Source organism: Paenibacillus germinis (assembly GCF_013141785.1).
Lineage (GTDB): Bacteria > Bacillota > Bacilli > Paenibacillales > NBRC-103111 > Paenibacillus_E > Paenibacillus_E phytorum.
In genome coordinates, this window is record NZ_WHOC01000107.1 from 62,004 (window position 1) to 81,753 (window position 19,750).

The 19,750-nt window shown below is 44.5% G+C and carries 18 protein-coding genes and 5 pseudogenes; 19 read left to right on the forward strand and 4 right to left on the reverse strand.

What is annotated here, in order from left to right:
- The first annotated feature begins 144 nt into the window (after nt 1–144).
- The 7 genes and pseudogenes from GC102_RS21665 (at nt 145) to GC102_RS21695 (ending at nt 4,922) form a co-directional block, all read left to right on the forward strand.
- Nucleotides 145–1,212, forward strand: a complete 1,068-nt coding sequence (locus tag GC102_RS21665; RefSeq protein ID WP_246321044.1) for a Gfo/Idh/MocA family protein — start codon at nt 145–147, stop codon at nt 1,210–1,212.
- A gap of 99 nt (nt 1,213–1,311) precedes the next feature.
- Complete coding sequence (locus tag GC102_RS21670) at nt 1,312–1,509, forward strand: hypothetical protein (protein WP_171691334.1); 198 nt, start codon at nt 1,312–1,314, stop codon at nt 1,507–1,509.
- Nucleotides 1,510–1,532: 23 nt separating this feature from the next.
- The gene (locus GC102_RS21675; RefSeq protein ID WP_171691335.1) at nt 1,533–1,973 is read left to right on the forward strand and encodes a hypothetical protein; all 441 of its coding nucleotides are present in this window, start codon (nt 1,533–1,535) and stop codon (nt 1,971–1,973) included.
- A gap of 57 nt (nt 1,974–2,030) precedes the next feature.
- Nucleotides 2,031–2,420, forward strand: a complete 390-nt coding sequence (locus tag GC102_RS21680) for a hypothetical protein (RefSeq protein WP_171691336.1) — start codon at nt 2,031–2,033, stop codon at nt 2,418–2,420.
- Nucleotides 2,421–2,497: 77 nt separating this feature from the next.
- Nucleotides 2,498–3,817 (forward strand): SGNH/GDSL hydrolase family protein, encoded by a 1,320-nt coding sequence (locus GC102_RS21685; protein WP_171691337.1) that lies wholly within the window; start codon nt 2,498–2,500, stop codon nt 3,815–3,817.
- Nucleotides 3,818–4,161: 344 nt separating this feature from the next.
- A pseudogene (locus tag GC102_RS21690) lies at nt 4,162–4,623 on the forward strand (sigma-70 family RNA polymerase sigma factor); the annotation flags it as partial.
- A gap of 14 nt (nt 4,624–4,637) precedes the next feature.
- Nucleotides 4,638–4,922, forward strand: coding sequence for an ATP-binding cassette domain-containing protein (locus GC102_RS21695; protein ID WP_171691338.1), 285 nt, complete (start codon nt 4,638–4,640; stop codon nt 4,920–4,922).
- A 214-nt stretch (nt 4,923–5,136) separates the two neighbouring features.
- Here the strand turns inward: GC102_RS21695 and GC102_RS21700 are convergent, their stop codons facing one another.
- Entirely contained in the window at nt 5,137–5,985 is an 849-nt protein-coding gene (locus GC102_RS21700; protein ID WP_171691339.1) for a PHP domain-containing protein, read from the reverse strand.
- A gap of 38 nt (nt 5,986–6,023) precedes the next feature.
- Here GC102_RS21700 and GC102_RS39125 point away from each other — a divergent pair.
- From GC102_RS39125 to GC102_RS40660, 12 genes and pseudogenes are all read left to right on the forward strand, one after another.
- Nucleotides 6,024–6,179: pseudogene (locus GC102_RS39125) on the forward strand (IS1380 family transposase); the annotation flags it as partial.
- Nucleotides 6,180–6,508: 329 nt separating this feature from the next.
- Nucleotides 6,509–6,655 (forward strand): hypothetical protein, encoded by a 147-nt coding sequence (locus GC102_RS21705; RefSeq protein ID WP_171691340.1) that lies wholly within the window; start codon nt 6,509–6,511, stop codon nt 6,653–6,655.
- 252 nt (nt 6,656–6,907) lie between these two features.
- A complete protein-coding gene (locus GC102_RS21710; protein WP_171691341.1) occupies nt 6,908–7,741 on the forward strand; it encodes an AraC family transcriptional regulator in 834 nt (277 codons plus the stop codon).
- Between the two features lie 280 nt (nt 7,742–8,021).
- Complete coding sequence (locus GC102_RS21715) at nt 8,022–8,246, forward strand: hypothetical protein (protein ID WP_171691342.1); 225 nt, start codon at nt 8,022–8,024, stop codon at nt 8,244–8,246.
- A gap of 238 nt (nt 8,247–8,484) precedes the next feature.
- Nucleotides 8,485–9,867, forward strand: coding sequence for a sulfatase family protein (locus GC102_RS21720; protein WP_171691343.1), 1,383 nt, complete (start codon nt 8,485–8,487; stop codon nt 9,865–9,867).
- 17 nt (nt 9,868–9,884) lie between these two features.
- Entirely contained in the window at nt 9,885–10,856 is a 972-nt protein-coding gene (locus GC102_RS21725) for an ABC transporter permease (protein ID WP_171691344.1), read from the forward strand.
- Nucleotides 10,857–10,875: 19 nt separating this feature from the next.
- Entirely contained in the window at nt 10,876–11,772 is an 897-nt protein-coding gene (locus GC102_RS21730; RefSeq protein ID WP_171691345.1) for a carbohydrate ABC transporter permease, read from the forward strand.
- 26 nt (nt 11,773–11,798) lie between these two features.
- Nucleotides 11,799–13,418, forward strand: a complete 1,620-nt coding sequence (locus tag GC102_RS21735) for a type 2 periplasmic-binding domain-containing protein (RefSeq protein WP_171691346.1) — start codon at nt 11,799–11,801, stop codon at nt 13,416–13,418.
- 53 nt (nt 13,419–13,471) lie between these two features.
- Nucleotides 13,472–13,849, forward strand: coding sequence for an FIMAH domain-containing protein (locus GC102_RS21740; protein ID WP_171691347.1), 378 nt, complete (start codon nt 13,472–13,474; stop codon nt 13,847–13,849).
- Nucleotides 13,850–13,873: 24 nt separating this feature from the next.
- Nucleotides 13,874–13,987 (forward strand): annotated as a pseudogene (locus GC102_RS40100) (SUMF1/EgtB/PvdO family nonheme iron enzyme); the annotation flags it as partial.
- A 27-nt stretch (nt 13,988–14,014) separates the two neighbouring features.
- Nucleotides 14,015–14,254, forward strand: a pseudogene (locus tag GC102_RS21745) (formylglycine-generating enzyme family protein); the annotation flags it as partial.
- Between the two features lie 316 nt (nt 14,255–14,570).
- Nucleotides 14,571–14,693: pseudogene (locus GC102_RS40660) on the forward strand (macrolide ABC transporter ATP-binding protein); the annotation flags it as partial.
- A 328-nt stretch (nt 14,694–15,021) separates the two neighbouring features.
- Here the strand turns inward: GC102_RS40660 and GC102_RS21750 are convergent.
- The 3 genes from GC102_RS21750 to GC102_RS21760 all read right to left on the reverse strand — a co-directional run bounded on the left by GC102_RS21750 (nt 15,022) and on the right by GC102_RS21760 (nt 19,693).
- Nucleotides 15,022–17,376 (reverse strand): AraC family transcriptional regulator, encoded by a 2,355-nt coding sequence (locus GC102_RS21750; RefSeq protein ID WP_171691348.1) that lies wholly within the window; start codon nt 17,374–17,376, stop codon nt 15,022–15,024.
- Nucleotides 17,377–17,777: 401 nt separating this feature from the next.
- Nucleotides 17,778–18,671, reverse strand: a complete 894-nt coding sequence (locus GC102_RS21755) for a carbohydrate ABC transporter permease (RefSeq protein WP_171691357.1) — start codon at nt 18,669–18,671, stop codon at nt 17,778–17,780.
- A gap of 32 nt (nt 18,672–18,703) precedes the next feature.
- Nucleotides 18,704–19,693, reverse strand: coding sequence for an ABC transporter permease (locus GC102_RS21760; protein WP_171691349.1), 990 nt, complete (start codon nt 19,691–19,693; stop codon nt 18,704–18,706).
- Between the last annotated feature and the right edge of the window lie 57 nt (nt 19,694–19,750).

Sequence of the window (19,750 nt, forward strand, 5' to 3'; positions counted from 1 at the left end):
GCTATAAAAAAACAGGCGGACAAGAAATTTCAACGGAAACGAACAAGCTCTTTAAGGAATTGAACGGAAAAAAATAAGAATGTCTCCCCTTGGCCAAATCTAGTGGGAGAATAAAGATGGATTGCTAAAAAAGGAGTGAATCTATTGAGCAGCAAATTGAGAATGGGTATCGTTGGGGCTGGGAATATATTTCAATTCTCACATGCCAAAACGTTGATGGAGCATGAGGAAGTAGAAGTGGTTGCTATCTGCGATATCAATAGGGCGAGAGCGGAACAGGTTGCCCAGAAACTGGGAGTGGCTCTCTGTTTCGAGGACTATAAGGAGCTTCTCTTAAGGGATGATATCGATGCGATCGACATCTGTACACCGAATGTGTACCATTCAATCATTTCCATTGCGGCCTTGCAAGCAGGAAAGCATGTCTTCTGCGAGAAGCCAGATGCAGTGAATCCAGCAGAAGCGCAGAAGATGGCTGATGCAGCCAAAGCAAGCGGCAAAATTTTGATGACCATGCGCAACAATCGCTTTACGCCCGCAGCCCAATTTCTAAAAAGGCATATCCGTGATGGCGGGATGGGAGAGATCTATACGGGGCGATGCGGTTGGATTCGACGTCGAGGCATACCGGGCAAGGGAGGCTGGTTTACGACGAAGGAACTGTCTGGCGGTGGGCCGCTGATTGACCTTGGTGTTCATTATATCGACCTGGCAGTTTGGCTGATGGGGAATCCGAAGGCAGTCGCTGTTAGCGGTTGTACATATACGAAGTTTGCCAATAATGAAATATCCGATTCGATACACAGTCAGTTTGGTGAGAAAAAGGCTAGCGGGACGTTTGATGTGGAGGATTCATGTATCGGGTTTATCCGTTTCGAGAACGGTGCTTCGCTGCAATTCGAGTTCAGTTGGGCATCCAATATCGGAGAAGAGATGAATTTCGTTGAGCTTCGAGGAACCCAATCCGGCTTCTCTTTAAAGAAAGGTGAGGTGGAAATCTTCTCAGAATCCGCAGGAGAGCTGACGAATATGAAGCCTGTTATCAAAAAGGAAGCGGCTCCACCTCATGGAGAGCATCTGAAGCATTTCATCGATTGCGTACAACAGCGGGCAGAGCCGATTATGGCGCCAGAGCAAGGTGTGGAAATGATCAAACTATTGTCGGCAATTTATGAATCGGCAAGCAGCGGACGTGAAGTCCGGTTAGTATAACCGCGTTCACCGCTGCAGCCTGAGACGGGGCGGGTGTAGGCATACATTCGTCCTGATTGGTTATTCAAGTGCAAAAAAAGGAAGAAAAGAGGATTTGGAATGAAATTAAAAACAGTGGCATTATTGAAAATCCTACTGGTTGTCATTCTTATTACTGCCAGTATGGGGTGGGTCCGAGAGAGTGATAGAGTAGAGGCGACAGGCATGGACTACTATGTTTCGCTTACCGGGGACGATAACAATGGAACAGGCACGATAAACGCCCATTTAAGACGCCTGGTAAAGCAAGGGATGTAATTAGACAGCAGATTGAGGTTGGTATGCGCGGAAATATTACCGTCTATTTGAGAGGCGGCATATATCGACTGGAGTCACCGTTCGAGCTTACAGAGGCGGATTCCGGCCGAAACGGTTTCCAGGTGACTTATAGAAGCTATCCCAGCGAGGAAGAAGTATTGGACGGGAGTAAAGTGATTACGGGGTGGCAGCCTCACAGCAGCCCAATATACAAAGCTAATATAGGTCCTGCTTGGAAGTTCGACTCTATGTTTGAAAATAATGTTCGTTCCGTAAAAGCCCGATATCCGAATACGCAAGGCGGTGCGAGCGTCTACAATCGGGTGCAGATGTTGGTCGCCGGGTCAGATAAAACGAAGTTCGGCTTTGCGAATGAAGATATTCCGGTGATCGCGAATTCTGCCGATGTAGAAGCTTTTGTATGGCCGGGAGGCGCTCAGGGATTTCAGTATTGGTTCTCCTAGACAGTCGGTCTAAGCGCAATTGATTATTCAAATCGGATTGCCACGCTTGCTTCAGCTGTGCCATACGTACTTGGACCTGGGTCGCGTTATTTTGTTCAAGGAGCGCTTGAACTGCTGGATCAGCCTGGAGAGTATTATCTGGATCAAGGAGCTGGAGTTGTCTATTATTATCCTCGCGATGAAAACCAATTAAGTCAAGGCATATCTACCCCCTATGCGGGTGACATTGTCGTGTTGAAAGGCAGCACGCCTAATCAGCGAATCAGTCATGTGGTGCTGGAGGATCTGATCATTCGCAACTCCGATATTCGGAAGGATGGCGTTCATATTGAAAATTCTGAAAGCGTTATCATTAGAGATAACCGCATTAATAATAGCATCCCGATCGACATGACCGCACCAACTGCGTTGTCAATGCTTCGGGAGCAACGTCAAGCGATACAATGATCGTGCATGTGAGCAAGTGAAAGCCAACGCGTTAAATTGTACGCAATCTAATTTATTAATAATCATGAGGTGCAGATATGAAAGAGCGCATCGTATTGCCGGAGCGAATTTACTTAATGGCAGGGGAAGGTGAGCAGTTTCACATCTACTATCGGAATGCAATCATCGGATTGGCGCCGGACGAGATTGTGAACGTTATTTGCCAATATGGCAAGCAGTACCGTGAGTTTTGGCGGATGGAACCCGGAAAGGCAGACGTTCCCCATTTCGATATAACGCAAGGGGAATTTCCGCTTCGGCTGCAAATATTAAACCGGAAACTGGAGGTTGTATCGGAGCAAACGACCCAGATCGTGATCGTGCCAAAGGAAGTGAAAACAGAAATTCCCATGCTCTGCATTGGGGACAGTATCACCCGCTGTGGAGGCTACGTGGCGCAAGTGCAGGAATCGCTGGCATGGGTACGATCCATCGGTACTCGCACTTATGAAAACGGCAAGGTAAACCGGGAAGGCCGTGGCGGCTGGACAGCGGAAAACTATGTGAAGCGAATTGTAGAATCGGACGGGGGGGATTCGCCGTTTCTGTTTCCAGTAGGTGAGGAATGCGGGCATACTGTCTATTGGGGGAATACCGTTTTCTGGAAGCGGGTCATAAGCGAGGATCCGAGCGGATATTTTTATGATGGGTTTCTAAGAGCGGCCCGGAATCAAACAGATGCGGCAAACCCTTTTCGGATTGGATCCGATGGTTATCCGTTTTCCCCGCAAATCGGCGATACGGTTTGCGATCCGTCACGTGGGCACGATTTCTCCGTCTGTCGGTGGGACGGGTCCGAATGGAAAACGCTGCATCCGCAACCGCATTGGGAGTTAGACTTTGCACGGTATTTGGCACATTATCAGGTAGAGATGCCGCATATTGTGACATTCTTGTTTGGGGCGAATGAATTTCAAACCGTGGAACGTATCGACGACGGCGTCGATACATACCTTGGCAGCATGCAGCAGATGATCGATGAGATTCACGCATGCAATCCATCCATTCGGATCGTTATCAATTTGCCAGTGGCAGGCGCGGATCAGGATGCATGGGGGCTGCAGCTTGGCTGTACGGGATCGGAGGCGCGCTATCGTCGCAATATACAGGAGGCATCTCTTGCGATCCTGAGACGTTGGGACCATGCGCAAGCGCGGGAACGAGGAATTTATATTTGTCCGATACTTCTAGCCGTTGATCCCTACTATGGATTCGATCGATCGGCAGAACCGGTGAATAAGTATGTCCCCCAACGGGTAGAACGGCATAACAATTGGGTGCACCCCGGCGTCGTCGGGCATCAGCAGATGGGAGATATGCTTGCAGCGACGGTACAGGGCTTGTTAAGTGATCTGTAAAGCGAACTTACGTTTATACGGCAATAGAGAATGACCGACGTTTAAACAATTTGTGAAAATATGGCGAATATTATATCGAAATCGAACCTAATCCGAATGTTGATTCGAACTCTTACATTACTTCTTTTTCTTTGCTACTTGATAGTTTATGGACTAGAAGTTTTAGGGCAGTTGCTGTTTGTGATTTTGAAGTGCTGCTCCCTAAAAAAGGTGGCAATAAGTTCGGTTCAATACAGGTAGATGTTTTAAGCTCTAACGGAAAACTTTAGTTAAATACTGAAAGATCAGTTATCGAGTTATTTATGATTTACGTTGCTTCGAGTACACTACCTCAAAAAATTCGAGAAGATTTGGAGGATCTGATCTCGATTGGGACGATCGGATTGATCAAAGCGATCGAGTCGTTTTCTCCGAACAAAGGGACCAAGCTCGCGACGTTTGCGGCACGCTGTATCGAGAACGAGATCTTGATGCATCTGCGCTCACTGAAGAAAACACGTAAAGATGTGTCCTTGCATGATCCCATCGGAACGGACAAAGAGGAGAATGAAATCACCTTGATCGACATCCTCGGCACGGAGGCCGACGATGTCGTGGATAAGGTACAGCTGAAGATAGAGAAGAGTAAAATCTATCGCAATCTCGAGATATTGGATGATCGGGAGAAGGAAGTTGTGGTTGGGCGGTTTGGGTTGGAATTAGGCGGAGAAGAGCGGACGCAGCGGGAGATTGCGAAGGAGCTGGGCATCAGCAGCGAAGCGGTAAGGTTGATGAGTCGCATACTTCATTTATTTGGCATCAGATAATGGAGGCGAAGGGAATGACCCTAATCCAAATCGAGCATGTGAGCAAGTATTATGTTAAGGGCGAGGAAACGATTCGTGCCTTAGATGATATTTCCCTGGAAATCAATCACTGCGAGTTCGTAGCGATTATGGGCCCGTCGGGGTCGGGAAAGTCGACGCTGATGAATATCATTGGGTGTTTGGATGTTGCATATCAAGGAGCTTATTTGCTGGATGGGAAGGATTCACTATTGTCCTATAATATTATGATGGGTTTCTTGGAGGCTCACGAAGTCCTGTTGTACCAATTTCATCCTTAGATACACATTGGCGGTTCGGGATGTGCAAACTGACGACGGCTTTATTACGGAGCTTGTACAACGGATTAACACTTGCTTCGGATAGGCGTCAAACTCATTGATATCTGAAAAGAATTCAGTAACTAGCGGACTTTAAAAAAGGTATACTTCCTCATATTTCGAGGAAAGTATACCTTTTTGTTATTTAGGATATTGTCTTCTGGAGTATGCCAGCTCACGTTTTGTTTTTCTCAATCTTGTATTGAGACAACGATACGCCGAAACGTTTTTTGAAAATGGTATAAAAATAGTTTGTCTCTTCTTTCAGGCGTGCTCTTCCATGCCAGTCCGTTCCACCAGATACTTTCAAATCTAGTTTCTCGCAACAAAGTTCATACCAATTGCATTCTTTGGGAGAATGTTCAGGATAATATGCTTCGATGCCGTCTAACCCCAAATCTTTCATCTGCTTAAAAATGTTTAATTCTTCATCCAAGCTCAATTTCATTAGTTTAGGATGCGCCAGAAATACGTTTCCTCCGCTTTTTTTAATAACGTCGAAGCTCTTTTCAACCGGAGCAGAATATTTCTGCTTTACGAATTTGAAACAATAATCAACAAAGCCCGCGTATTGTTCCCAGCCGTTAAACAATCCATCCTTCAACATTGCTGAGAACACATCTGAGAGGTAAAACCCTTTTCTTTTTCGATTATGATTCAATACTTGTTCCCAAGAATAGCCGTACTTATGAGCTATATATTTCTCAAAAGTATACTTAGTGTACTTTGTAGCTTCAGCAGTTAAAGCATCCAACAATTCTAGTAGCGCTATGTTTTTTATGTCAATGCCATAACCAAGATTATGTACGTGCTTTTGACCGATGCGCGATGAAATCTCTACTCCGGGTATTGTTTCAATATTCGTTCCTGCAGCAGCCGTCATGAAGGCTTCTACTCCATCAACAGTATCGTGGTCAGTTAATGCTACCGCATCGATCCCATATATTTTAGCAAGATTGATTAATTGTTCCGGGGTGTCTGTACCGTCAGAATGACAGGAATGCATATGATAACTATATCTCATGCTTCACTCAACCCCTTTTTGTACCGCTTGGCTGACCAAAGGTTAATAGGCGGCGGGTCCGAACTGTGATTGAGAACCTAATCTGGCTAGCCTCGCGATTAGTTCAGCATGCTCGGGAGACCAAGTTGCGATTTGGCCGTCACAGTCCTTGGTTCCCAACCTTTCGCCTTATCTATATGGCGCTGTCGGGCTAAGCAACCTTCTTCAAGTTAAGTTAGGCTTCCCGAAAGGGTAGGTCTGTTTGCACCTGCAGTAATTTTATTCTAGAATCCGTCGCTCCGTAATTTTCCACGGGACTCTTGTGGGGTGGACTTGAAGAGACTACCTTCAACAATCTTTCACGGATTCAGGTAATATTATAAAAGTAAAATAAAGGTGGATTAACCAATGATAAGGAAAAAATCCCCCGTTAGCTAGAGGTCCTCCATCATGTCAACTGTTTACTCACCCAGCAGTCAGATTTCGTCTGCATACGAGCATCATTTGTTGGCGAAGTGATCGGTACGAAAGGGAGTATCAAGGTATGGTGGTCCGGGCAACGGACAAAATACGGGAGCCGCAGTACCGGATGGAATATTTCGACGGAAGCGTCAAAAAAGCGATCGGGATCGAAAGAACGCCTCGGGAATTATTTGAACTGGAGCATCAGATTTCGTTTCCGAAATGGTAATAAAAAGGGGGGCGAATCGTCGCCGGGGAAGACGGGATGTGGGCCGTTACATTGTGCATTGCGGCTAAGCAGTCGGCTAAAACCAGGCAGACCGTACCTCTATATCCTGCGTTTCTCCACATCGAAGACAGTATGGAAAATCCTACTGTCTATTCATAGTTCGTAGGTTATAATATGCTAGAAATAGTCTCACATTTTGATCCGGAGAAATTCACCCGGTTTTTCAACTGTTCGAAAGGAGGTGCGAACCGCTTGACAGTCAGTATTCATGAACATATCCGGTTCTCATTGTATCAAGTAAGCGAATTCAACTATGTCACCCATCGCATCAGTCAAGAGGCACAGTCATTTTATTCGTTTTCCTTCATTTCGGAAGGAGCCGTTCGTATAGAAGCGGATGGAAAAACGTATTTTGCCAACTCAGGGGACGTGATGGTGCATAGAGCGAATATCCCTTTTTCTGTAATTGCAGAAAAGCCAGGTACGCATATGTTTATCAACTTGGATTTTCACGTAATGGATCAGGTCGACTTTTTCCAGCTTTACCTTTTGCCCAGAGTAATCACGCTGCATAAACCAGTTCAGTACCTGCAAACCTTCAAGTTGCTCAAATCGGTATGGAATTGTACGGAGGACGGACTGAGGGACGTAAAATCGACGATGTTGGTATTTCAACTGCTGTATGAAATGATAGAGAGCGTCGGAATCCGCCAAGCCTTGCAAGCCGGCCAAGAGCCTGCGGTTCCTGATCGACTAGCGCAAGTCATACCCTATATCGAAAAGAACTTAAAAGATCGGATTACCCGCGAACAGCTGGCCAAAATCGCTAATCTCAACCCGGTCTATTTCAGCAGGCTGTTTCAAAAGCAGTATGGCATAACCCCCATGAACATGGTCCATAAACTCCAGATGAAACGTGCGCTGCAAATGTTGGAAAATCCAGAGTATACCGTCGAGTTCATTGCTTTGGAATGCGGGTTTTACGATGCCCCCTATTTTAACCGTATATTCCAACGAACCCACATGATGACGCCCGGTATGTATAGAAAAAAAATGGAGGCAAGCAAAAATGGGTATTTTGATTAGGAAACCGGCGAAAGCGGCGATCCCAGCCAGGAAGTAACGATTATAAATGAGGGTTCAGATTCATTCGAGCAGACTTCGGCTTACGATCCTTGATAGCGCGAAAACGTCGGTGATCCGTAGCTTTGCGACGAATCACGAAACGAATTGAAAACGACGATTCGCATTGCGAAGAGGCTTCCCGAAGCGGACAATCCGTTATCGGGAAGCCTTTCATTTGGTTACGAAGTGTGTGGAATTTAGGTCATGAAATGTATCGATAGCCGAAACGGAAGTCAACCATGTGATCACGATGGAGCAAATCGCAGCAGGCGAGCGGGTTCGTTCCAACCTGCTGGAAGCGGAGTCCGGCGGGGAATGGATCGAGCTGCTCCGGGGCAGCGCAATCGGACATAAAAAAATCGATGCGTTTCCGACCGTTCGTGCGAGCCGGCTTCGGCTTACGATCCTCGATAGCGTGGAAACGCCGCTGATCCGCAACTTTGCGACGTATCACGTAACGAGTTGAAAACGACGATTCGCATTACAAAAGAGGCTTCCGAATTGGATAATCCATTATCCGGAAGCCTTTTATTTCTTTTACAAAATTTGTTGATAAAAGTATCGATTATACAAGAAAATGTTACGGTTATACATTGAGTGAAAAAAAATGATGTGTTAAATTGAATTTAATTAAACCGAAAGAACAATTGAAAGGTAGCAAAAATCCAACTAGCAAAAAAATCCAGACGGAGGACAGAAAACCAATGAGAATTCTATACCTTGACATCGATTCGCTTCGTCCCGATCATTTGGGCTGCTACGGTTATCACCGTGAAACTTCCCCCAATATAGATCGAATAGCAAAAGACGGCGTACGATTCGAAAATTACTATACGTCGGATGCCCCATGCGCCCCATCCCGAACAGCCCTGTTATCCGGACGATTCGGCATTCATAGCGGGCTTATCGGGCATGGTGGAACCGCAGGCGATTATCGCCATGAAGGTGCGGAGAGAACCTTCAACGACAGTTTGGGGCGTGAAAGCCTGCCAGCCTTCTTGCGGAAGCAAGGATTTAATACGACGCTTATCAGTACGTTTGCCGAACGGCATTCCGTCTGGCAATTCTATGCCGGTTTCAACGAGATGCATAATATCGGCAGAGGCGGAGCGGAAAGTGCAGAAGAAGTGACTCCGACTGTACTAAAATGGATAGAAGACAACGCAGCTAAAGATAATTGGTATTTGCACGTCAACTACTGGGATCCGCATACGCCGTACCGTGTTCCTTCCGAGGCCGGTAACAGGTTTGCTAACGATCCGTTACCGGCCTGGCTGACAGAGGACGTTTTCGAGGAACATATGCGCAAACAGGGACAGCATAGCTTGTCCGACATGAATAGTCTGGCACGAACGCACTATTACAAGCATCCGAGGCATGGGAAAACGATGGAGAAGCATGACGATCTTCGCGTTATTCTGGACAATTACGATGAAGCCATCCACTACGTAGACGGGCATATCGGAAGATTGTTCAAAAGCTTCGAAGAGCAGGGTGTTCTGGATGACATGGTTATTATCATCAGCAGCGATCATGGGGAAAGCATGGGCGAACTCGGAATCTATTCCGAACACGGGACAGCGGATCAAGCTACTAATCGAATTCCGATGATCATCAGATGGCCTAGTAAACCAAGCGGAAGTGTAGACGACGGATTGCACTACCAGTTGGATCTTGCGCCGACACTTGCTGAGATGCTTGGTGCGGAAGCACCATCGAGCTGGGACGGCGTCAGCTATGCAGGTACAATCGAAAGTGGAATGCAGATAGGACGACCTTATCTTGTTTTGTCACAGTGTGCACATGTATGCCAGCGCAGCGTGCGGTTTGACGATTGGTTGTACATGCGTTCCTACCATGACGGACACCATGGATTTCCAAAGGAAATGCTATTTAATTTAAAGGATGACCCGCATGAGCAGTTCAATTTAGCTGAGGATCGACAGGATATTTGCAGGCAAGCCGTTTATTTTTTTCAAGACTGGCACGACGAGATGATGTCGTCCATGCCATTTGATACGGATCCATTGTGGACCGTCATGAAGGAAGGCGGCCCCTTTCATGCGAAAGAATATGCTCCTCGATGACTTGAGATGCGAGATTAATGAGAGGGGGCAATGCTGTGAGTCTTACTAAACAAGCAAATCTGCGGGTAGCGGCCACCAGGAATCGCCTGTCATTTTGGAAACGAATACACAAAACCTACGAATTATATTTGTTTCTGCTGCCTACAATCACTTACTTTCTGATTTTTCACTACGGGCCTATGTACGGGCTGCAAATCGCTTTCAAAGATTTCATGGCCGTCAAAGGCATTTGGGGAAGTCCGTGGGTCGGGATGGAGCACTTCGAGCGGTTTTTCAATTCACCGCAATTTACGATCGTTTTGAAAAACACTTTATTTCTCAATTTGTACGAATTGGCGGTATCTTTCCCGGTCCCGATCATTATGGCGCTGCTGCTCAACCAGATCCAACATACCCGGTTTAAAAAGTGGGTTCAGACGGTTACTTATGCGCCGCATTTTATTTCATCGGTCGTCATTGTGGGGATGCTGCTCGCATTTCTTTCCCCGAGAACCGGGTTGGTCAACGAACTGATCCGTTTTTTCGGGGGGGAGCCGATATACTTCATGGCCCGTCCGGAATGGTTCAAGTCGATATTCGTCTTCTCGGGAGTGTGGCAAAATGCGGGTTGGTCGATGATCATTTACTTGGCAGCGCTAACTAGCGTCAGTCCGGATCTACACGAAGCCGCCATCGTGGACGGAGCCAACAAATATCAACGAATCTGGCATATCGATCTGCCTTCGATTATGCCGACGATTATGATTTTGCTCATCTTGAACATTGGCAATTTCATGACCGTAGGTTTCGAGAAAGTATACCTGATGCAAAATAATTTGAATCTAGATGCTTCCGAAGTAATTCAAACGTATGTGTACAAATCGGGCTTATTGAACGCCCAATACGGATATAGCGCCGCCGTAGGCTTGTTTAACGCAGTAATCAATTTTATTTTGCTTATCAGCGTCAATGCATTGGCCAAGCGTTTGAAGCAGGCCAGTCTCTGGTAATGGAAAAGGGGGACCCAGGATGAGCGTACTCAGCCGCAAAAACGGTTTCGACCGTATGTTCGACATCACCAATTATACGATCATGACCGTCATCATGCTAGCGGTTATGTATCCACTGTATATTATCGTCATTTCTTCCATCAGCGATCCGGACAGCGTAAACACGGGCGGCGTATGGCTGCTGCCCGAAGGGATTACGTTCGAAGGCTATAAACGCATTTTTACGGATTCGAAAATTTGGACCGGTTATAAAAATACGTTGATTTATACGTCGCTAGGCACCTCCCTGAATGTCGTATTGTGCTTGACGAGTGCGTTTGCGTTATCCCGCTCCGACTTGGCAGGACGCAATTACTTCATGATTCTGATCGTGTTTACGATGTTTTTCGGGGGCGGACTTATTCCCACTTACTTGCTTGTCAAAGAAATGGGCATGACGAACACCATTTGGTCGCAAATTGTTCCCGGCGCCGTAACCGCTTACAACATTATCATCTGCCGGACTTTTTTTCAGACCACGATTCCGAAGGAACTGCAGGAAGCATCAGAAATGGACGGTTGCTCCATTACTGGGTTTTTCTTCAAAGTCGTACTTCCGTTGTCCTTACCTATCGTTGCGGTTATGGTGTTGTTCAACGCCGTCGCACACTGGAACGCCTACTTCACGGGACTCATTTATTTGCGGGATCATAAGCTTTATCCTCTACAGCTTGTGATCCGTGAAATCTTGATCGTGAATGAATCGCAGGCGGACTCGGCAATAGGGGGTGCAGGAGAAGATGGCGGGGCGCAAAGAATCGCGGACATTATGAAATATGGAGTCATCATCGTATCAAGTTTGCCCGTACTTGTGCTGTATCCTTTTCTGCAGCGATATTTTGTGAAAGGCATTATGATCGGCTCGCTGAAAGGGTAAATATATTTGAAAAGGGGAATGTAAACATGAAAGTTAAAAAAGTCGTTACTTCTATTTTCCTTACTTTATTGGCCTCGAGCGTCCTTCTATCCGGTTGCTCCACGAAATCAGGAGACAACCCAGTGGCAACGCCGGCACAGAGCGCAAACAGCAGCAACAACAGCTTTCCCATTGTCAAGGACAAGATTAACTTGAAATTTGCTTTCGCCAAAATTCCACAACAAAAAAAGAGCACAGATCAATTAAAGGTAGTTAAGGACATGGAGGCCTTAACGAACATTCACATTGAATGGGATGCAGCGGATCAAGGCTACCAGGAGAAGAAAAATCTGATGTTCGCAAGCAACGATTTGCCGGACGCTTTCTTCGGACCTGGAAGCTTGTTGGAAGCGGATCTCCTGAAATATGGGTCGCAAGGCATGCTGATTCCTCTCGAGAAGCTGATTGATCAATACGCTCCCAATATAAAGTGCTTACTGGAAAAAAATTCGAGCGTGAAGAAACTCATTACGGCGCCAGATGGTCATATTTACTCGATTCCGACCGTCGTTACCGAAGGTGGCATAGAGTTGGGAGAGGTTCTGTTTGTCAACAAAACGTGGCTTGACAAGCTAGGTCTTTCGGTGCCGAAGACAACGGCAGAGTTTGAGCAGATGCTGATGGCTTTTAAAGATAAAGATTTGAACGGAAACGGCAAGAAGGATGAGATTCCGTTCAGCTTTATTAACAACAACGCCTTGAACGGCATCTTCGGGCTATATGGATCGTTCGGTTTGCCGGACAACGCTTCGCATTTGATGCTTCAAGACGGGAAAGTTTCCTATATTGCAACCCGTCCGGAATATAAAGAAGCGACCCAATATCTTCATTCGCTTTACAAGCAAGGTCTGATCGATCCGGAAGCCTTTACGCAAGAGCGAAACATTTATTTCTCCAAGGGCCGTGGCAAAGAGGGTGCGGTATTCGGAGCGTTCGCAGGCTATAATGCCGAGAATGTGGTGGGACCTGATCATGCGAAAAACTATGTTGCCATTGCCCCGCTTAAGGGACCGAAAGGCCATCAGGTCGTCAATATGAATGAGTCTCTTTCCGTACAGAAGCCTGGATTTGCCATTACGTCGAAGAACAAGCATCAGATGGAATCGATACGTTGGATTGATGCGCTGTATGACGAACGCCGTTCCATTGAGTGGCAATTAGGCCCCGTAGGCGTCAATTTCAAAGAAACGAATGGAGATAAGTACGAATATTTGCCTACGCCGTCCGGCATTAGCTATGACGATTTCCGCTGTACGGAAGCCCCTTGCTTCGGCAGTACGGGAGCCCTTTTGGAGGATACGTACAAAAAAATCGAGCTTAACGATAAGATCAAACAGCGGTTAGCCTCTATGGAAATCTACAAGCCGTTTATGAAAAAATTCACGCTTCCTCCCGGCATGTTCATGACGATTGAGGACACGAACCGTTTGAATGTGATCAATATTGATATTACCGACTTTGTGAAGAAGAAGCAATCGCAGTGGATCATAAACGGCAATATCGATTCGGAGTGGGATAGCTATTTGGCACAGCTGAAGAAAGTGAACCTTGATGAATTCGTACAAATCTACCAAAAAACGAATGACCGTTTCCAATCGGTGAAATAATCGATTTAGCACAGAGGAAGAACTTGTATAGGTGAGGTTCTTCCCGAGCAGTCATGGCACAGAATACTGTGAACTGGGAAGGTCAATTAGGGAATCATGTTATTCAAGCTGTTGTAACGGATCGGGCTGGAAATAGTAAGCTAATCATGCTTAGCGTGAAAGTTACAACGAATGCAAGTGCTATGCAGCAACTGATCGCTAAGTTTTTAGCATCAGGTGAACTAAATGGATCGCTCACGACTCAATTCACAAACAAATTTACTCAGTCTCTAGACCAATTAAGCAAAGGGCATAAGGATCAGGCGATTAAGCATATGCAAGATGTTCTGAAGGAAATCGATAAAGCGAAGCAGGGTGAAATTTCAGCCTATGCGAAGCAAGTCTTGATAACAGATGCCAATGATGCCATAATTGCAGCTTGGTCCGAATAATGCAGGAAACCCAAATACAGTATCATAGAAGCAGGTCATTCTGATGGTGAGGGGGCTGTCAGAGAAATTTCTGTTAACCCTTTTTACATCGATGCTACGACGATAACGAATGAGGAATTCAAGAGATTTGTTGATGATACAGGCTTTCAAACAGAAGCTAAAACTTTCAATGTAGCTGGTAATGTGTGGGAATGGTGCTCGGATTGGTTTAGCCCAACCCATCATATCAATGGCGCAAAGGATAACCCCGCTGGCCTCCCGACGGGAGACAACAGGGTCATAAGGGGAGGTTCGTACTTGTGCCATGCTTCCTATTGCAATCGATATCGTGTGGCTGCACGGAGTAAGAATACACCAGACAGTTCTGCTGGAAATATAGGTTTCCGTAGTGCTGCTGATGCTTGATTACACTTTCATGTCGCCAAATAGCAACTGAAACCAATTTAGTCCAATGGCGTTCACTCTCAGGGTGAGCGTCTTTTTTTACAATAAGTAAGAAGTAGAAGTAATGGGAGTATGGTGCTGCATCAATTTCATCGAATCCTAAAAACATCAACCACTGATTACACAAGATGAGATTATTAAAAATTGAAAAGCAACTAATGTCGCAGAAAATGAATATTGGTACTATAGTGAGTCTTCGAATACCTCGAAGTAAGAGTTAGGGGAACACAGTGGAATCGAGCAGCAAACATTTACCTTGCTTCGTGTCCACAACCTCAAGAGGTTGAATGAGCAGGGCAGGACGATTGTTTTGATTACGCATGACCTGGCCATTGCGCAGCAGGCGAAGCGTGTTGTGCATTTTCGGGATGGGCGGTTGAGTGAGGATCAATTACCTTAACTAAATGATATGCAAAGCTTACTCTCTTGCATGTTAATTTTTCACATTGTCCAATTTTATTATGGATGGGTTTCTTGGAGGTTCACGAAGTCCTGTTGTATTAATTTCATCCTTAGATAGACATTGGCGGTTCAGGATGAGCAAACAGACGATGGCTTTGTTACGGAGCTTGTACAACGGGTTAACACTTGCTTCGGATAGGTGTCAAACTCATTGAAATCAGAAAAGAATTCAGTAAACAGCAGACTTTAAAAGGTATACTTCCTCATGTTTCGAGGAGAGTATACCTTTTTGTTGTTTAGGATATTGTCTTTTGGAGTAGGCCTACTCACGTTTTGTTTTTATCAATCTTATATTGAGACAACGATACGCCGAAACGTTTTTTGAAAATGGTATAAAAATAGTTTGTCTCTTCCAAACCGCATTGTTCTAAAATTTGCTTGGTTGAAAGATTGCTGTTGTCCAGCAGATGTTTGACATGATTCATTCGCACGTCAGTAATATACTCCGAAACGGATTTACCTGTAGCGTCTTTGAATAATTTTCCCAAATAAACGTTCGACATTTGAAACTCGTCGGAGATGATCCGTAGATTTAAGTTATTATCACGGTACTGATCCTCGATCACCCTTATGATTCTTGAAATAATCGAACTGTGTTTATTATGTTTATTTTGTTCCATGACGCGAATGATTTCGGAAAATAGGGATGAAAAGGTTTCATGAATTTCTTCAATGGTTTCAAACTGCTCAATATTTCTGGAAACAATCTGAAATAGTTCTGATTTTCGAAATTCATGACTCTCCAAAATGATGTTAAAGGTTGTTCTCAACATGAAGCTGAGCTGCATAATGGACGAAAGCAAGTTTTCATAAGTCGTTCCGGAAAGTTGGCTAATAAAGTCGGAATACGCTTCCTTTGCCTTGTCCAAATGGCCCAATTTTAAGGAGTCAAGCAGCAATTTGGCCTTACTCTCGGGAAAGGAAATTAGTGTATCCTTGATCGAACTTCGAAAAGTTGGAATCAGGAAGCTGCCGTGACCTGCGATGATCCGATACGAAGATAGTGCCAATGTATCGGAATAAGCCTCATTGAGTTGCAAGTAGGAATAGACAGGGATGCTTAGAGTTGCGGAAAACGAGAGTTTCAGGTACTGGTTTACAGCTTTTTGTGCTAATTCGATAAGCCCCTTTAAGGCACATTCTGTAGTTTCAACATTCTCTGAGGGGCTGATTTCCAACAGCAACAGAAGCTGATCGTTTTCCAGGTAAATGGTCTCTAGTTTATATTCCTCTGACACGATTTCATTAACGATGTTAGCAATGCCGAACTTTAAGAGCCAACGGTCTTTTTCATTAAATAGGTCGAGGAAATCGCGATAGTTGTCCAGGCGAAGAAGTAACAACCTGAGTGGGCCATTTAGATTCAAATGTATGCCAAGCTCTTTTTGAGAAACCCGCAACGCTTCTTGATCAACGAACCGGATACCAAACAGTATATCTTGCAGCCATTTATTTTTTAAGGGAGCGAGCTGTTCTCTTTGTTTGTTTTCCCATTCATTATTTTTCGTAATCATTTCTTTGAAAACGTTTTGCAGAAAATAGATGTCATTTGTCGAATGATCCTTATGATGAGCGCTTGTGAGATGTTCTTTAACGGTCTCTACAAGTCTGCCGACAGGAATATAAAGCGATCTTGACATGATGAACGAGAAAAATAAACCGAGACCCAGGATCGTTAGACATATCCAAAGCGTAGAGGTTTTGATTGAATCAACTGTGCCAATAAATGTTGCATATGAAGTCAAACTAATAAATTTCCATTTTGGTTTATCGGATGAAACAAAGGTAACTTGATAATTTTGACCGTTCAGATTCGTCTTAAAGCTTCCCGATTCTTGGTCAGCTGCAAGTAAGGTTTGGATATACGATTCTTGTTTCGCGCTGTGCAGAAACATGCTTTCTGATGTATGGTTCACAATCGTTCCTTTGGAATCGATCACGATAATTTCGTTGCCGGAACCTGCCATCTTGGCATTCAATGAAGCGATCAGATCCCGAAGCACACTTGCTTTGATATTGATGACAGTCGCAATGCGCGAGGATGGATTCTTTTCCAGACTGTCGAGCATGATATAGGTGTATACATTAGCAAGTTCCGAAACTGTTGCGGCTTGGGGGTTTGGAATTTTTCTGGCAATAGGCATTTCGGGAAATGAGTCTTTGTTCACCGTTTGCAACAATGATATAATGTCTCGATCGTAGAAATCTTCTTTTGTATAAAAATTGCCCGTCTCTGTGGATACGATACGGTTCAAAGCGAGATTGATCGTATATACGGAGTACACATAATCGTGCGGAAGTGAAAGGCTATCAAGGTTGCGCAATGCTGCTCCGAGCGTAACCATATCGTTATCCGTATTATGCAGCAAAACGGATGTATAAGGGCTCATGATAACGGTATTTATAAATTTGCTAACCAAAGTATCCATGTACTTCATGCTGTAGCTGGTTTGAGACAGGATTGAAGTATTCATTCGGTTGATATTATCCAAAGAAGCCGAAAAGAAATTTCGATAGAGAAGCGATGATAGTCCTATAATCAATAAAGTAACCGTTATCGTAAGAGTTAACAACATTTTTGCAAATAAGGTCTTGCGAGGAGATTTATGAGGGATTTTCATGCTAGAGTTAACCTCCTTAAAGATAGTTTATTGTACTTCTCACTTCTCCAAGACCTCGGTTTTATCCTTCACAGAGTTTTCAAGAACTATACATTTTGTAGAAAAATGCATTTTTTGGTGGACTGAATAATGTAAATTACTGAAAAATAGTTATTAAAATTTCCTTTGGTGAGGAACCGACGTTCTTTTGCCCAGAATGTAATGGAACAATGGTAAGAAAGGAAAAGCCGAGGGTTGGAAGAACCGTCGGCTAGAAATATTTATTCACCCGTAGGGTGATTTTGTTCGTAGATAAGAAAGTATAAGTTTTATACTTTTGCTTCGCATCTACCTTGACAAACGCGCTCGTCCCTGAAGGAAGACGGAGTCGTTTACCCTTGTTGAGTTAACAATATTTTCTTCTATGATTTTACCGCTCCAAGAGTCAGCCCTTTAACAAAATATTTTTGCAAAAGGGGGTACGCTAAAATGATCGGTCCAATAGAAAGCATGCAGGTAGCCATTCTAGCGCTTTCTCCCGGAAGCATACCAATCGATTGTTCAATGGATCTAGAAGCGTTTTGGTTGCTTACAAGAATCTGAATGTTCGTCATTAAGGACTGAAGCAAATATTGAAGATTATAAAGTTTATTGTTCTCTATAAACAACGAGCAGGTGAACCAGTCGTTCCAATAGGCGACAGAAATAAACAACCCGATCGTCGCAAGAACAGGCGTAGACAGAGGGAGTACAATCCGGAAATAAGTCATGAATTCCCCCGAGCCGTCAATCCTCGCCGATTCAATGATTGCGTCAGGCAGCGTTTTGAAAAAGTTTCGCATGATCATCACATGTACCGGAGATACAAGGAACACGACGATTAGAACAAAAAATGTATCCTTCAAGTGGAGGTATCTGGTTATCAGAATGTAGTATGGAGCCAATCCTCCGTTGAACAGTATAGTAAAGAACACAAGGAACGCTATCTGATTCCTGTATTTGACTTCATTCCTGGAAATAGCATAGGACATCAGCGAGGTCACAAATAAATGAAGAAATGTGCCAACGACTGTGACGAGGATTGTAACCATGTAAGCATTCAAAATGGTTGAAGTGCCGGAGAATACATACTGGTAACCTATAAGACTGAATAGTTTCGGTATCAGGTGAAATCCGTCGGTCACGAGTGATTTTTCATCTGTAAAGGAAATGGACAGCACCAGTAAAATAGGTATAAGGCACATCGCACTATATACGGCAAACATTAAATTGATCAGAATCTTCGGTACGACATTCCATCCTGTGAAGGATATCATTTTCACTTTTACACGCTCCTCAAATTAGTACGCTAGAATAGCGAGCTATCGGAATCATATTTTTTGACCAGAAAGTTGGTTATCAGCACCAACACAAATCCAACAACTGCTTGATACAGACCTACTGCAGCTGACATACCGATATCGTTTACAGTGCGCAATGACCTGAAAACGTAGGTATCGATAACATCGGTCGTCGAAAACAAAATTCCCGATTCCCGTGGCAGATTGTAAAATGCGCCCCAATCTCCAAGCCCGCCATTGAAAATCTTCCCAAGCGAGAGGAGTAAAAGGATTATTACAACGGGTAATAATAACGGAATCGTAATGTACCTTGCCTTCTGCCACTTGTTCGCCCCGTCGATTTCAGCGGCTTCATAATAATCCGACGATATTCCCAGTAAAGCCGCAACATAAACAACCGAAGTATAGCCTACTGACTTTAAAATAAATGCCAACGGCATTATAAAACGCCAATATATCGGCTCACCATACCATTGTATATCTTCTAATCCTAGTGATCTTCGAATCCCGTTCATTACCCCCTGATCAGGGCTAAGCAAGGCGTACACAATATACTCCCCTACTACCCAAGATAGGAAAAACGGAAGCAACATCACACTTTTATAAAGCGCTGTCCGTAACCGGCTGCCGGTTTCCTGTAAAAGAATAGCGAAAACAACGGATATTACGGTTACCGTCAGCATGATGACCAGGTTGTAAAAAATCGTATTAAACGTAACCCTCCATACCGCATCGGACTTGAAGAAAAACTCGAAATTTTTTAACCCGATCCATTTGCTGCCCCATACTCCCTTTATCGGGTTATAATCCTTGAAAGCGATCACCGCCCCGAACATTGGCAAGTAACTGAATATGATGAAAAAAAGCAATCCTGGCAGCGCCATGACGTAAAACGGCCAGCGTCTGAAAATTTCCTTTAAAAAACCTTGCCGATGCACGGAGCCGGCCTTTTTGAAACCATTCTTTATAGCAGTTGCGGCTGGCACATTGTTATTCATTTACCCACTCCTCCTTAATGAAAATCTTGTATATTTGGACACAATTCCACAATAGCC